The sequence below is a fragment of the Flavobacterium sp. I3-2 genome (assembly GCF_013389595.1).
GTDB lineage: Bacteria > Bacteroidota > Bacteroidia > Flavobacteriales > Flavobacteriaceae > Flavobacterium.
Map to the genome: position 1 here is coordinate 1,483,607 of NZ_CP058306.1, position 13,724 is coordinate 1,497,330.

The 13,724-nt window shown below is 32.1% G+C and carries 14 protein-coding genes; 12 read left to right on the forward strand and 2 right to left on the reverse strand.

All coding sequences use genetic code 11. The features are described 5' to 3' along the window. Positions 1-83: 83 nt before the first annotated feature. Both HW119_RS06935 and HW119_RS16735 read right to left on the reverse strand, forming a co-directional pair. Positions 84-263: a hypothetical protein gene (locus tag HW119_RS06935; RefSeq protein ID WP_177762461.1), complete on the reverse strand. Its 180-nt coding sequence runs from the start codon at positions 261-263 to the stop codon at positions 84-86. Between the two features lie 234 nt (positions 264-497). Further along, complete coding sequence (locus HW119_RS16735; RefSeq protein WP_255498057.1) at positions 498-704, reverse strand: hypothetical protein; 207 nt, start codon at positions 702-704, stop codon at positions 498-500. 377 nt (positions 705-1,081) lie between these two features. On the opposite strand from HW119_RS16735, the gene recJ reads away from it, so the two are divergent. The 12 genes from recJ (at position 1,082) to HW119_RS07000 (ending at position 13,717) form a co-directional block, all read left to right on the forward strand. Further along, positions 1,082-2,788: a single-stranded-DNA-specific exonuclease RecJ gene (gene recJ / locus HW119_RS06945; protein WP_177762464.1), complete on the forward strand. Its 1,707-nt coding sequence runs from the start codon at positions 1,082-1,084 to the stop codon at positions 2,786-2,788. Between the two features lie 88 nt (positions 2,789-2,876). Next, positions 2,877-3,869, forward strand: a complete 993-nt coding sequence (locus HW119_RS06950) for an aspartate-semialdehyde dehydrogenase (RefSeq protein WP_177762467.1) — start codon at positions 2,877-2,879, stop codon at positions 3,867-3,869. Between the two features lie 74 nt (positions 3,870-3,943). Beyond that, the gene (locus tag HW119_RS06955) at positions 3,944-5,110 is read left to right on the forward strand and encodes an MFS transporter (RefSeq protein WP_255498078.1); all 1,167 of its coding nucleotides are present in this window, start codon (positions 3,944-3,946) and stop codon (positions 5,108-5,110) included. 79 nt (positions 5,111-5,189) lie between these two features. After that, entirely contained in the window at positions 5,190-5,510 is a 321-nt protein-coding gene (locus HW119_RS06960) for a hypothetical protein (RefSeq protein WP_218620399.1), read from the forward strand. Between the two features lie 37 nt (positions 5,511-5,547). After that, the gene (locus tag HW119_RS06965; RefSeq protein WP_255498058.1) at positions 5,548-7,902 is read left to right on the forward strand and encodes a TonB-dependent receptor; all 2,355 of its coding nucleotides are present in this window, start codon (positions 5,548-5,550) and stop codon (positions 7,900-7,902) included. A 17-nt stretch (positions 7,903-7,919) separates the two neighbouring features. Continuing rightward, positions 7,920-8,378 carry a DUF4625 domain-containing protein gene (locus HW119_RS06970; RefSeq protein ID WP_177762476.1) on the forward strand — a complete coding sequence of 153 codons (459 nt, stop codon included), beginning with the start codon at positions 7,920-7,922 and terminating at the stop codon, positions 8,376-8,378. A gap of 57 nt (positions 8,379-8,435) precedes the next feature. Next, positions 8,436-8,873, forward strand: coding sequence for a DUF4625 domain-containing protein (locus HW119_RS06975; protein ID WP_177762479.1), 438 nt, complete (start codon positions 8,436-8,438; stop codon positions 8,871-8,873). A 63-nt stretch (positions 8,874-8,936) separates the two neighbouring features. Next, a complete protein-coding gene (locus HW119_RS06980) occupies positions 8,937-11,063 on the forward strand; it encodes a prolyl oligopeptidase family serine peptidase (protein ID WP_177762482.1) in 2,127 nt (708 codons plus the stop codon). Positions 11,064-11,168: 105 nt separating this feature from the next. Further along, positions 11,169-11,699: a hypothetical protein gene (locus HW119_RS06985; protein WP_177762486.1), complete on the forward strand. Its 531-nt coding sequence runs from the start codon at positions 11,169-11,171 to the stop codon at positions 11,697-11,699. Between the two features lie 93 nt (positions 11,700-11,792). Then, a complete protein-coding gene (locus tag HW119_RS06990) occupies positions 11,793-12,440 on the forward strand; it encodes a hypothetical protein (protein WP_177762489.1) in 648 nt (215 codons plus the stop codon). A gap of 1 nt (position 12,441) precedes the next feature. Further along, on the forward strand, positions 12,442-13,062 hold the full coding sequence (locus HW119_RS06995) for a hypothetical protein (RefSeq protein WP_177762491.1): 621 nt from the start codon (positions 12,442-12,444) through the stop codon (positions 13,060-13,062). A 1-nt stretch (position 13,063) separates the two neighbouring features. Continuing rightward, complete coding sequence (locus HW119_RS07000; RefSeq protein ID WP_177762494.1) at positions 13,064-13,717, forward strand: hypothetical protein; 654 nt, start codon at positions 13,064-13,066, stop codon at positions 13,715-13,717. Positions 13,718-13,724 lie beyond the last annotated feature (7 nt).

Genomic DNA, 13,724 nt, shown 5'->3' on the forward strand with positions numbered 1-13,724 from the left:
TAGGTAATTTATTTTTGAAAACACCTATTAATCCAATTATAATCATTAATAGACAAATTATTATATATATCATAAGACCATTATTATTTTTTATTTATTTTTTTTTCAACATCGGGGCCTATTATTTTTTCAATTATTGTATTTGTACCACCAACTACAGTCTCAGCGCTATTATTTAGTCCATTTTCTACAGCTTCTTTTCCTGCTGCTTTTTGGGTTCTCCATGTTCCTAATTTTCCAGTACCAATAAAAAACGCAGACATTAAAATTTTTGTTATTCCTTCTCTATACTTTCCTTGTGGAAATAAATCCCCCGATTCAATTAATGTTCCAGCGAAATTCGACGACTTTGCTTCAAATGCAAAACCTACTCCAAGTGGGATGCTAACACCTGTAATTGTTATTGCTAATCCTGTATAAGTTGCAGTATCTCCATCAGATTGTAATGCTTATGATGTTTTTTTGAAACCATTGTTTATATGTATCATCAGCAGTTATTATTGTATTAATTCTATATTAGTCGTTGAATTTGTGTTATTAGTAACTGAACCATCCTTATTTAAATTATAAGATTCATTGGTATTAAGATCAGTAAAATATAATTTTTCTGAAACACTGTTTACATTTTTATTTCCTTCATCTTCCATTTCCGTAGGATCTACCAAATTCACAGGATTATTATGTACATATTGATAAGGCGTCATAGTCTTCTCTACCAGCGGATCGACTCTGATAAATGTACTAAAAATAACATAATACTAGCTCATCATACAATTATAAGTTGGATTTTGACGATTTATACGCTGTTTATTTACTGAAACTTATACTTTATTCTAGAATAAATTAAAATTATATATATATAATATTATAAAAGTAATATTTATAACAGATGCTGTTATGTTTTCTCTTAAATGCGTTTTGCAATAGAGATGGTAGCTTTGTTTGAGCTCTTTTGCAAATTTTTAATTTGGAAAAAACGAGTACGAACAGCCCGACCTGTAACGCAGTGGAAGGAATTGCCCTAAAATCAATTTTTATTCTGCTTAAGAATTGGTAACTTTACTAATCTAAAATTTTTACCATGCGTTGGAAGATTAATGATTCGCTTGATAGAAATGCGGTTCGTACTTTGCAAGAACAATTGCAAGTGAATGAACTTATTGCGACTTTGTTGGTGCAACGTAGTATTGAAACGTTTGAACAAGCGCGTGCTTTTTTTCGACCTTTATTAGCCGACTTACACGATCCGTATTTGATGAAAGATATGGATAAAGCGGTTCAACGTATTGAAACTGCTTTGGCAAACGACGAGCGTATTTTGGTTTTTGGTGATTATGATGTGGATGGAACAACTGCTGTTTCGTTGGTTTCGGCTTATTTGAAATCTTTGTCAATTGAAATAGCAGAAAATATTGATACTTATATTCCAGATAGATATTTGGAAGGTTACGGCATCTCGAACAAAGGAATTGATTACGCAGAAGATAACGAATTTTCATTAATCATTGCGTTGGATTGCGGTATCAAATCGATGGATAAAATTGAATACGCAAAGGCTAAAGGAATCGATTTTATTATTTGCGACCATCATTTACCTGGTGATGAAGTACCCGATGCGGTAGCGGTTTTAGATGCCAAACAGAAAGATTGTAATTATCCGTATAAAGAATTGTGCGGTTGCGGGGTTGGTTTTAAATTGATTCAAGCTTTGGGTCAAAATCGCAATCAATCTACAGAAGATTTGGTTTCGTATTTAGATTTGGTTGCTACGGCAATTGCTGCCGATATTGTCCCGATTACAGGAGAAAATCGCATTTTAGCACATTTTGGTTTGCAGGTGATTAATTCTAATCCAAGGCCGGGATTATTAGCTTTAAAACAGGCATATTCGATTTCGGAATTCACCATCACCGATGTGGTTTTTAAATTCGCTCCTAAGATTAACGCAGCTGGAAGAATCAAACACGGGAATTATGCGGTGAAATTATTGTCGGAATTTAACTTAGAACAAGCCATTGAATTTGCTAAGGAAATTGACGATTTTAATTCGCACCGAAAAGATTTGGATAAAGAAATTACCATTCAGGCTTTACAACAAATTGAAGATAATAACGAAACTGATTTTGCAACTTCGGTTGTTTATGACCCAACTTGGCACAAAGGGGTGATTGGAATTGTGGCTTCGCGTTTGATTGAAACACATTACCGTCCGACTTTGGTTTTTACTAAAAGTGGGAATTATTTGGCAGCTTCGGCTCGTTCGGTTAAAGGTTTTGATGTGTATCAAGCTTTAGAAGCTTGTTCGGAACATTTGATTCAATTTGGTGGACATATGTATGCTGCTGGAATGACGATTTCTGAAGAAAATTACCCCAAGTTCAAAGCTCGTTTTGAAGAAGTGGTGAAACAAACCATGCCTGAAGAACTCAAAGAGCCTGAAGTTTTAATCGATGCGATTGTGGATTTTAATGATTTGGATGATAAAACGCTCCGTATCTTAAAACAGTTCGAACCGCATGGACCTGAAAATATGACTCCTGTTTTTTTAACTCCGAATGTTTTTGATACCGGAAATGCACAAGGATTGGGTAAAAATAACGAGCATTTAAAAATGTTTGTAAAACAAAATGATTCAAAACCTTTCCCAGCGATCGCTTTCGGTAAAGGTCATTTGTATCAAGAAACTCGAAATTTACGATTGATGAATTTGGTGTATTCGTTATCTGAAAATCAATGGAAAGATAAAGTTACTTTACAACTTCAGGTTAAAGATTTTAATTTTTGTTAAATGATGTTATAACTTTCTTAGAAGTTGTAAATGATGTTTGATTTATAACTATTTTTGCCAAGCAAATTTTTAAATTATATTTTTTATTATGAGAGTAGCAGTTGTAGGCGCAACCGGAATGGTTGGCGAAATTATGCTAAAAGTGTTAGCAGAACGCAATTTTCCAGTAACAGAATTAATTCCAGTGGCTTCAGAGAAGTCGGTTGGTAAGGAAATCTCATATAAGGATAAAAAGTATAAGGTAGTAAATTTGCAAACAGCCGTAGAAATGAAACCAGATGTAGCTTTGTTTTCTGCTGGTGGAGAAACTTCTTTAGTTTGGGCTCCGAAATTCGCCGAAGTAGGAACAACGGTTGTTGATAATTCATCTGCTTGGAGAATGGATCCAAATATCAAATTAGTTGTTCCAGAAATCAATGCAAATGTTTTAACAAAAGAAGATAAAATTATTGCAAATCCAAACTGTTCAACCATTCAGTTGGTTATGGCTTTGGCTCCGTTACATAAAGCTTATAAAATAAAACGTGTGGTGGTTTCAACATACCAATCAATTACAGGAACAGGTGTAAAAGCGGTGCAGCAATTAGAAAATGAATACAACGGCGAACAAGGTGAAATGGCTTATAAATACCAAATTCATCGTAACGCGATTCCTCATTGTGATGTGTTTTTAGATAATGGTTACACTAAAGAAGAGATGAAACTTACTTTAGAAACTAAGAAAATCATGGCAGACGATTCAATCAAAGTAACTGCAACTGCCGTTCGTATTCCGGTTATTGGCGGTCATAGCGAATCGGTTAATATCGAGTTTGAAAACGATTTCGATTTAGCTAAAGTACGTGCATTACTTCAAGATACTTCGGGAGTTATGGTTCAAGATAATACCGACACTAATACCTATCCAATGCCGTTATATGCAGAAGGTAAAAATGAAGTTTTTGTAGGTAGAATCCGTAGAGATGAATCTCAAGAAAACACGTTAAACATGTGGATTGTTGCTGATAACTTAAGAAAAGGAGCAGCTACAAATACTATTCAAATTGCAGAATATTTATTAGCAAATAAATTAATTGGTTAATTTTTTAACCACACAAAATATATACATCGAAGTTCTTGTTTATCAAGAACTTCTTTTCGTTTTTAATATTAATGATGGAAAAACTTTGGAGTAAGGATTTTATCCTAACAAACATATCTAACTTTTTAATGGCATTTGCGTTCTATCTAATCGGAACCACGATGCCGTTTTATATTGAAGAACATTTTCATACAACCGAATCAGAAACCGGATTGATTCTAGCAAGTTATATCATTGCGACTTTGCTTTTACGTCCGTTTTCTGGTTTTATTGTGGACGCTTTTCCTCGTAAAAAAGTTTATATTATCGCTTATTTTTTATTTGTATTCGTTTACTTCGGATATATGTGGGCTTCGACCATTACCCTTTTTATTATTGCTAGAATGATGCATGGCGGTGTTTGGAGTATAATTACCACATCGAGCAGTACGATTGCAATTGATGTAATTCCTGCGAAAAGACGTGGTGAAGGAATCGGATTTTTCGGGTTAACAACTACTTTAGCCATGGCAATCGGTCCGTTTATCGGATTGTATTTGTATGAACATTTTAATTTTGATTATAATTTTTACAGCACCATTTTCTTCGGAATTGTCGGATTGATAACAGCATTACTAATTAATGTTCCTACAAGAGAAATTAAAGCTAAAAGTGTGATTTCATTAGACCGATTTATTTTAAAACCAGCTATTCCAATCGGAATAAATTTATTATTCATCGCTATCTGCTACGGCATGTTATTTACCTATGCTGCGAAATACGGTATGCAATTAGGAGTTGAAAACATCGGTTTGTTTTTCTTATTTATGGCTGTAGGAATGATGGCTACTCGTTTCTTTGCCGGCAAACTTTTAGACAAAGGTTACGTAAATCAATTGATGATTGCTTCTCAAGCTACTATTGCGTTGAGTTTTTTGCTTTTTGGTTTAGCAAGTTCAGATGTTTTATTTTTTATAGCTGCTTTATTTATTGGTTTTGGGTACGGAATTGCTTCGCCAACCTATCAAACCATGTTTGTAAATATCGGAACCAACGACCAACGCGGTACAGCAAATTCTACTTTCTTTTCTTTTTATGATTTAGGAATTGGTTTAGGAATGGTTTTGTCTGGATTTATGGCAACTTATTTTAATAATCAATTTCATAATCTTTTTCTGTTTTGTAGTGCATCGGCTGCGACCGGAATTATTTACTATATGTTTATTTCAAAGAATATTTATAAAGCTAAAAAGCAAAATTGATTTAAAGATTTGTTAATTCTTAATCGTAAATGGTTGATTTTAAAATTCTAGTTCTACCTTTGTAGCTATGAAACAAAAAATGCTGTTTTCGAATTTGTTTATGACGATATTGGTGGTTTGTACTATCATGTATCAGTCTGTGCATTCGTTTACGCATGTTTTAGAAGAAATCAATCATTCGTATGTTGATGACCATTCCGACCACAATCACCAACATTTAGATAAAAAACATTGTCACGTTTGTGATTTTACTTTCAGTCCGTTTACTGCGACTGAATTTTTAACCTATACTTTTTTTAATTCAACTGAATTTTCTCAAGATTATTTCTTTTCTGAAATCACTTTCGAAAATTCTATAATTCAACATTCGTTTCTACGCGGACCACCTGCGTTTATTTAATTTTTAGATTTTTTACAAACTAATTTTTGAATAATAAATGATGCGAATTTCAATCCTAATCATTTGTTTAATTCATTCTGTAATCGTGTTTTCGCAAAATACTTTAAAAGGTAAAGTTGTGGATGCAAACGGAATGCCATTAAATAAATGTCACATCGATTGGAATGCTTATTGTGCGACTACAAATTCCGATGGAACTTTTGAACTTCAAAACATTCCAAGCGGTTCATTTAATCTACGTGTAAAATTAGACGGTTTTCAAACTCAGGATGTTTTTGTGAATGTTCCTGAAACTACGTTTGTTGAAGTTGTTTTGTTTACCGAAGATGAGATGTTAGATGAATTGGTTATTTCAACCAATCAGCCAAAAACGTACAATGGTATTTCAGTTAAATCTAATCAAATTAAAGACAATTTCGCTGGAAGTTTAGCTAAATCGTTAGAAAATGTAGCTGGTGTTACTGCTATGGAAATCGGTTCGGGTGTTTCAAAACCTATGATTCGCGGACTTGGTTTTACGCGAATTGCAGTTACCGAAAACGGAATCAAACAAGAAGGGCAACAATGGGGCGCCGACCACGGTTTAGAAATTGATGCATTGCAAGCCGAAGAAGTTGAAGTCATCAAAGGAGTTGGTGCTATTGCTTACGGAAGTGATGCTATTGGTGGTGTCATCCGAATTAATAACGAGAAAATTCCGCAAGAAAATACAACTTCAGGAAATGTGATTTTTCATGGAAAAACGGTGAATGATGCTTTGGGAGCTTCTGTAAATTTTCAGCATAGAAATGAGAACTGGTTTTTTAAGGCCAAATTTTCGGGTGTTGATTATGCCGATTTTAAAGTGCCAACTTCCGAAGTGAATTACTTGAATACCAAAATCCCGATTTACAATAATCGTATGAAAAATACCGCCGGAGATGAATATTCGGTGTATTTACAAGGTGGTTATGTTTCGGATTCGTTTCAGTCGATTTTGAGTGTTTCGAACTTAAAAAGTAAAATCGGATTTTTTGCTGGTGCTCACGGAATTCCTTCTGTTGGAGCTGTTGCAGATGATGGTAATTATCGCGATGTTGGTTTTCCGTATCAAACCGTAAATCATTTTAAAGTTACGAGTTCAAACAAATGGAAAAAGCCACATAGCGAATGGAATGCGATTTTTTCGTTTCAGCAAAATCACCGTCAAGAATGGAGTTTGTTTCATTCGCATTATAGCAATCAAACGGCGCCAAGTGTAAATCCGAATTTAGAATTGGACTTTGTTTTAAATACCTTAGATTCGCAAGTAAATTATTCGTTTGAAACCGGATTAAACCACGAAACCACTTTTGGATTCCAACAAAATTATCAGCAAAATAATGTTTCGGGTTATAGTTATTTACTTCCTGAATACAACCGAAATAATTTAGCATTTTATGCCAATCATCAGTGGTTTGTTTCATCAAAAACAACTTTAGATTTTGGTGCTCGTTTGGATTATATCGATATGAAAACGCAAGGTTATTTTGATTCGATTTTGTATGATTATTTAGTATCAAACGGAAAAACTGAAACGGTTGCTAAAGAAAATGCACAGCGAAGTTCAGATGTTCATAAAACGTATTTGCAAACTAATTTTGCTTTCGGACTTTCGTATGTGATGCATCCAAAATGGAAATGGAATTTTAATGTTGGAACAAATTTCAGAGCGCCAACTGCAATGGAATTAAGTGCAAACGGAATTCATCATGGAGCTTTTCGTCATGAAAAAGGTAATCCGAATTTGAAGGTAGAACGTGGTGTTTCGTCTGAAATTGGATTAACTTTTGAAAACGGAAATTTTAAATCAACATTAAGTCCGTATGTATATTATTTCAGTAATTACATATTCTTAAAACCAACCGGAACATTTTCGGTGCTTCCGCATGGCGGACAAGTTTATGAATATTCGCAATCAAAAGCTTTGATTACAGGATTTGAATATGCGTTGCAACAAAAATGGAATTCGTTTACTTTAAACGCAACTTTTGAGTATTTGTACAACAAACAATTAGATAATCCGAAAGGAAATTATCCGTTGCCATTTTCAACTCCGATTAATTTGTCTGCAGAACTTTCGTATGCATTTAAAGATTCAAAAATTACCAAACAATCTAAAGTTTATATAAATACTAAATGGGCAAGTGCTCAGAATCGAATTGCTCAGAACGAAGAAAAAACACCCGGTTATACCATTTTTGGTGCAGGTTTACAATCTGAAATTAACATTGGAAAGCTAAAACCTGTTGTTCGTTTGCAAGGCAATAATTTATTAAATACAAAATATTACAATCATGCGAGTTTTTATCGAGCTATTGAAATTCCAGAATTAGGAAGAAATGTTCAATTGATGATTCAAATTCCATTTTAACCTTTAAATTTTTAAAAATGAAAAATATCAAAACACAGTTATTCAGTTTATTATTTGTTTCTATAGCATTTGTATCTTGCTCAGATAGTGATTCGTCAGAATTAGATACTCAAAAACCAACGATTGCGATTCAAAGTCCAACCGATCATCAAGAAGTTGAACCAGGATCAAACTTAAATATTAAAGCTTTATTACAAGACGAAACCGCTTTAACAAGTTATAAAGTCGAAATACATTCGGCAGGAGACGGACATGAACATAGAACAGCTGCTTTAGATAATTCGATTCCTTTTACTTATGAAAATGTTTTTCAAATCGAAGGAAATCCAAAATCACATCAAATAGATTATTCAATTTTAATTCCTGAAAATGCTAAAGAAGATCATTATCATTTAGGTGTTTTCTGTATTGATGCAGCCGGAAATCAAAGTCAACAATTTGTTGAAATTTTTATTGGACACGAACATAATCATTAATTAAATTTTAATTGCACGATTTTTGTTGTTACATTTGAGAACTTAAAATAATTTAAAATGAAAAATATCTTATATACTTTTTTATTAGTGACTAGTGCATTGTTTTTAGGATCATGTTCAAGTGATGGAGATTCAGATGCTCCAACTATAGAAATTGTCAATCCTTTAGAAAACCAAGTTTTTGAAACAGGCGATCCGATTAAAATGAAATTTCGTTTAACAGATGAATATGGAATTGCTGCTTATGCGTATCAAATTTATCACGAAGAACCTGGAATTGTAGGTGAATTTACTTACGAAAAAGAAATTGCGTTAAATACACTTTACACAAGTTTAGAAAGTGATCATAGTGTCAATATTCCATTAATGAGTACTGATTCTATTCCTACAGCAGTTGGTAACTATAATTTAAGAGTTATTGCAGTTGATATTTATAATAATAGAAGAATTGTAGATCGACCAATTAAGATTATTCAAAAAGTAACAAACGAATAGAAAATTTAAAACTTGCCCATCTCGGCAAGTTTTTTTATTTTGCATAAGTTTAAAAAATTAAAAATGAAGAAATTAGTCAGTTCCATTTTTATTGCAGCAATGATTGTGTCTTGTAATAAAACAGAAAATACAAATATGCAAGAAAAATTAACGTATCCAGAAACACGTAAAGATTCTGTCGTAGATGTTTATTTTGGTGAATCGATTTTGGATCCGTACCGTTGGTTAGAGGACGATTTATCTGAAGAAACGGCTGCTTGGGTTAAAGCAGAAAATGAAGTTACTTTCGCTTATTTAGACAAAATTCCGTATCGTGAAGCTTTAAGAAAGCAACTAGAAGAAAAATGGAATTACGAAAAAATCGGGGCTCCTTTTGTAGAAGGTGATTTTACGTATTATTATAAAAACGACGGATTACAAAATCAGTCGGTTTTATATCGTAAGGATAAATCAGGAAAAGAAGAAGTTTTCTTAGATCCGAATACATTTTCTAAAGATGGAACCACTTCTTTAGCTGATGTTTCGTTTACAGAAGATGGAAGTTTAGTTGCTTATGCGATTTCTGAAGGCGGAAGTGATTGGCGAAAAATCATCGTGTTAAACGCTAAAGATAAATCAGTTGTTGGAGAAACTTTAATCGATGTTAAATTCTCTGGAATTTCTTGGTACAAAAACGATGGATTCTATTATTCAAGTTACGATAAACCAACCGGAAGTGAGCTTTCTGCAAAAACAGATCAACATAAATTATACTATCACAAATTAGGAACTTCTCAAAAAGAAGATAAAGTTGTTTTTGGAGATAAAACCAAACGTAGATATGTTGGAGGTTACGTAACGGATGATCAAAATTATTTGGTGATTACTACTGCAAATGCAACTTCTGGAAACGAATTATATATTCAAGATTTAAATAAACCAAACGCGCCAATCCAAACGATTGTAACTGGTTTTGATAACGATTATTCTATTATTGATTCGAAAAACGGAAAAATGTACATCGTTACGAATTATCAAGCTCCAAATCAAAAATTGATGGTGGCTGATGTTGCTACGTTAGCGAATAAATCGACTTGGAAAGATGTAATTCCTGAAACAGAAAACGTTTTAAACTTATCAAAAGCAGGAGGTTATTTCTTTGCTAATTATATGAAAGATGCGGTTTCGTTAGTGAAACAATTCGATTATAATGGAAAATTAGTTCGTGATATTCAATTACCTGGATTAGGAACAGCTTCTGGCTTTGGAGATAAAAAAGAAGCTAAAGATTTGTATTATTCTTTTACGAATTACATCACACCTGGAACCATTTATAAAATGGATATTGCTTCAGGGAAATCAAATGTTTATCAACAACCAAAAGTAAAATTCAACCCAGAAGATTACGAATCAAAACAGATTTTCTATACATCTAAAGATGGAACCAAAGTTCCGATGATCATCACTTATAAAAAAGGAACTAAGTTAGACGGAACCAACCCAACCATGCTTTATGCTTACGGTGGATTCAATGTTTCGTTAACGCCAAGTTTTAGTATTGCCAATGCGGTTTGGTTAGAAAATGGTGGAATTTACGCTGTTCCAAATTTACGCGGAGGAGGAGAATACGGTAAAAAGTGGCACGACGCAGGAACGCAAATGCAAAAACAAAATGTGTTTGATGATTTCATTGCAGCAGCTCAATATTTAATTGATAACAAATACACGTCTTCTGATAAATTAGCGATTCGTGGAGGTTCTAACGGAGGATTGTTAGTTGGAGCAACCATGACGCAACGTCCAGATTTAATGAAGGTTGCTTTACCAGCAGTTGGCGTTTTAGATATGTTACGTTATCATACCTTTACAGCAGGTGCAGGTTGGGCTTATGATTACGGAACAGCTGAAGATTCTAAAGAAATGTTTCAATATTTAAAAGGATATTCGCCAGTGCATAATGTAAAAGCAGGAGTTGCATATCCGGCGACGATGATTACAACAGGTGACCACGATGACCGTGTGGTTCCGGCGCATAGTTTTAAGTTTGCTGCTGAATTACAAGCGAAGAACGACGGAACAAATCCGGTGTTGATTCGTATTGATGTAAATGCAGGTCACGGAGCTGGAAAATCAGTGCAACAAACCATTAACGAAAATGCCGATATTCAAGCGTTCACACTTTGGAATATGGGAGTTTCTAAACTAAAATAATAACATAATAAGTATATTCATAAATCCATCATTTTTTAAAGGTGGATTTTTTTGTGGTTTGATTATTGATGTAGTGTTAACTAATTAATGATTAAAAATAGTATTATGAAAAGAATTTGTACTTTATTGAGTTTTTTATTTTTGAATGTGATTTGTTATTCACAGACCATCGAAGTTCTTAAGTTTAATGCTAATGAAAGTCAATTAAAGCTTTCAAACGGAGAAATCGTTTCCATTCCATTAAAGAATGATTTGAATTTTGAAAGCAATGAAATTGCAATTAAAGATAAATCTGTTTTTAATAAAAATCAGAAAATTGCAAAGTATTCAAAATCTAAATTGAAATTAACTGATGGAACAACCATGTTTTTTTGGCGCAAAGGAAATGAAGTTTTTTTAGGAAATGGAAAGCGACAAAGTAAACATGAATTTTACGCTAAAGCAACTTTAAAATTCAATGAAGATTTTAATTATTTAGAATCGATTACCATTAATGAGATGAATTTTGAAAACAAAGCATTAATAGAATCTTGGTTAGCTTTTAATACCATTGATTATTTGACTGCTAAACCTTCAAGCTCTTCTGACGATTATATGATTGGATATTTAATTGGAACTATTGCTGGAAAAAATTAAAATCAATAAATGTTAAAATATTCAAAAGCTGACGTTTTGCGTTGGCTTTTTTAATTACATTTAATCTGCTAATTATATGATTAAAAAGAAAATATGTTACATCGTTTGTTATTATTGACACTAGTTTTTATATGTTCATTTACACTATTTGCACAGAATACCATTGAAGAAACCACTTTAGATGAACTAAAAATCACTTCAAAAAAGAAGAAAAAAATTAAGAAATATAAAATCGATGGATTAAATCCCGAATTTCAAGTACTTTCAAAAGATAATTTTTTTATCACCAAATATGATGATTTGCCTAAAGGTAAAATTTTATCTACAACTTTTTATTTTAATACGTGGGCGCCTAATCTTCTTAATTCACTTAATGATGAATTTAAAACAAATTATAAAGATGTCGATTTAGGTATTTTAGTTTACGAAATGAAAAAGGATGGAACTTTAGGGAAGATAGTCAGCGATTGTGAAGTGAAATTTACAGTTAAAAAAGAACATAAAGGCGAATTAAAGATTGATATTTCGTCAATTGATTTTCCTGAAGATTCGTTTTTTCTTGGAATGAAAGTTTTATCAGAGTGTAATGCAGATGAAGGTAATTTTTTTATCAGAATTTGCGAATCGGAAAAAACTTTTTCCTACGAGACTTTTTTACCAAATGAAAAATCAAAAGATAAATCTGTGGTTCTTGCGCAACAACCTTTTGCTTTAAAAACTATTCTTGAAATCGAACAATAACATGATTCAAAAAATACTTTTACTTACATTGATTTTCCTTTATTCATCAACAATATTTCCTCAAGAAACTATTGAAAAAATACAAATTACCAAAAAGAAGCAACGAATTAAAAAAATTAAAATGAAAGCGAAGTTTGCTGGTTACACTTCACTATCAAAGGATGATTTTATTGTTACTTATTTTGAAAATCTTCCTAAAGGTAAAGTTATTTCGGCTACTTTTTATTTTAATATTTGGGTTCCCTATTTAAGAAAATCGGATAATAAAAATTATGAATATAAATACAAAGATGTTGATTTTGGTATTCTAGTTTTCGAAAAGAAGAAGGATGGTACTTTAGGAACTCTTATTAGTGATTCTGAAGTGAAATTTACTGTGAAATCGAATCACAGAGGTGAGTTTAAAATCGATGTTTCGTCAATTGATTTTCCTTCAAATAATTTCTTTTTAGGATTTAAAGCTTTGTCTGATGTTAAATACTATGATAGTTTTTATAATGTTCTTTTGTGTTATTCTGATTTAAATTTTTCATATATATCTGAAAAAAAGGAAAATGAACAATTTATTAGGATGCATGAAAGTGGTAATGCTTTAAAAACTATTCTTGAAATTGAACAATAACATGATTAGAAAAATATTTTTACTCACATTGATATTCATTTGTTCATCAACAATATTTGCTCAGAATACGATTGAGGAAACTACTTTAGAAGAATTAGAAATTACATCAAAGAAGAAGAAAAAAATTAAGAAACATAAAATTTCGGGTAAACCGGCTTTTAATAGTATTTCTCAAGGTGAATTTATAGTAACAAGTGTAAATCAACTGCCTGAAGGGAAAGTAAAATCAGTAAGTTTTTATTTTAATACTGCTTTTGTTGATTTCGTTGATGTGCTTTCAGGATATCAATTTAATGTAGATTATATAGATGTTGAGTTAGGATTGTTAGTTTATGAAATGGATAAAGATGACCAGTTAGGAAATTTGATTAGCGATTGTGAAATAAAATTTATCGTACCTCATCATCATAAAGGAGCATTCAAGGTTGATATTTCTGATATTGATTTGCCTGATGAAAACTTTTTTATCGGATTTAAAGTTTTATCACAAACGAATAAAGATGAAAGTAACATTTACTTGCGTTTGTTTGAATCAGATAGTCATGTTTCATACTCTGAAATATGGATGAAAGATTTTTCTAATCCCGAAATAGAATCAAAAAAATTAATCTCAAATTTTGCTCACCTAAAAATGACTTTTGAAATTGAACAATAAAAAAATC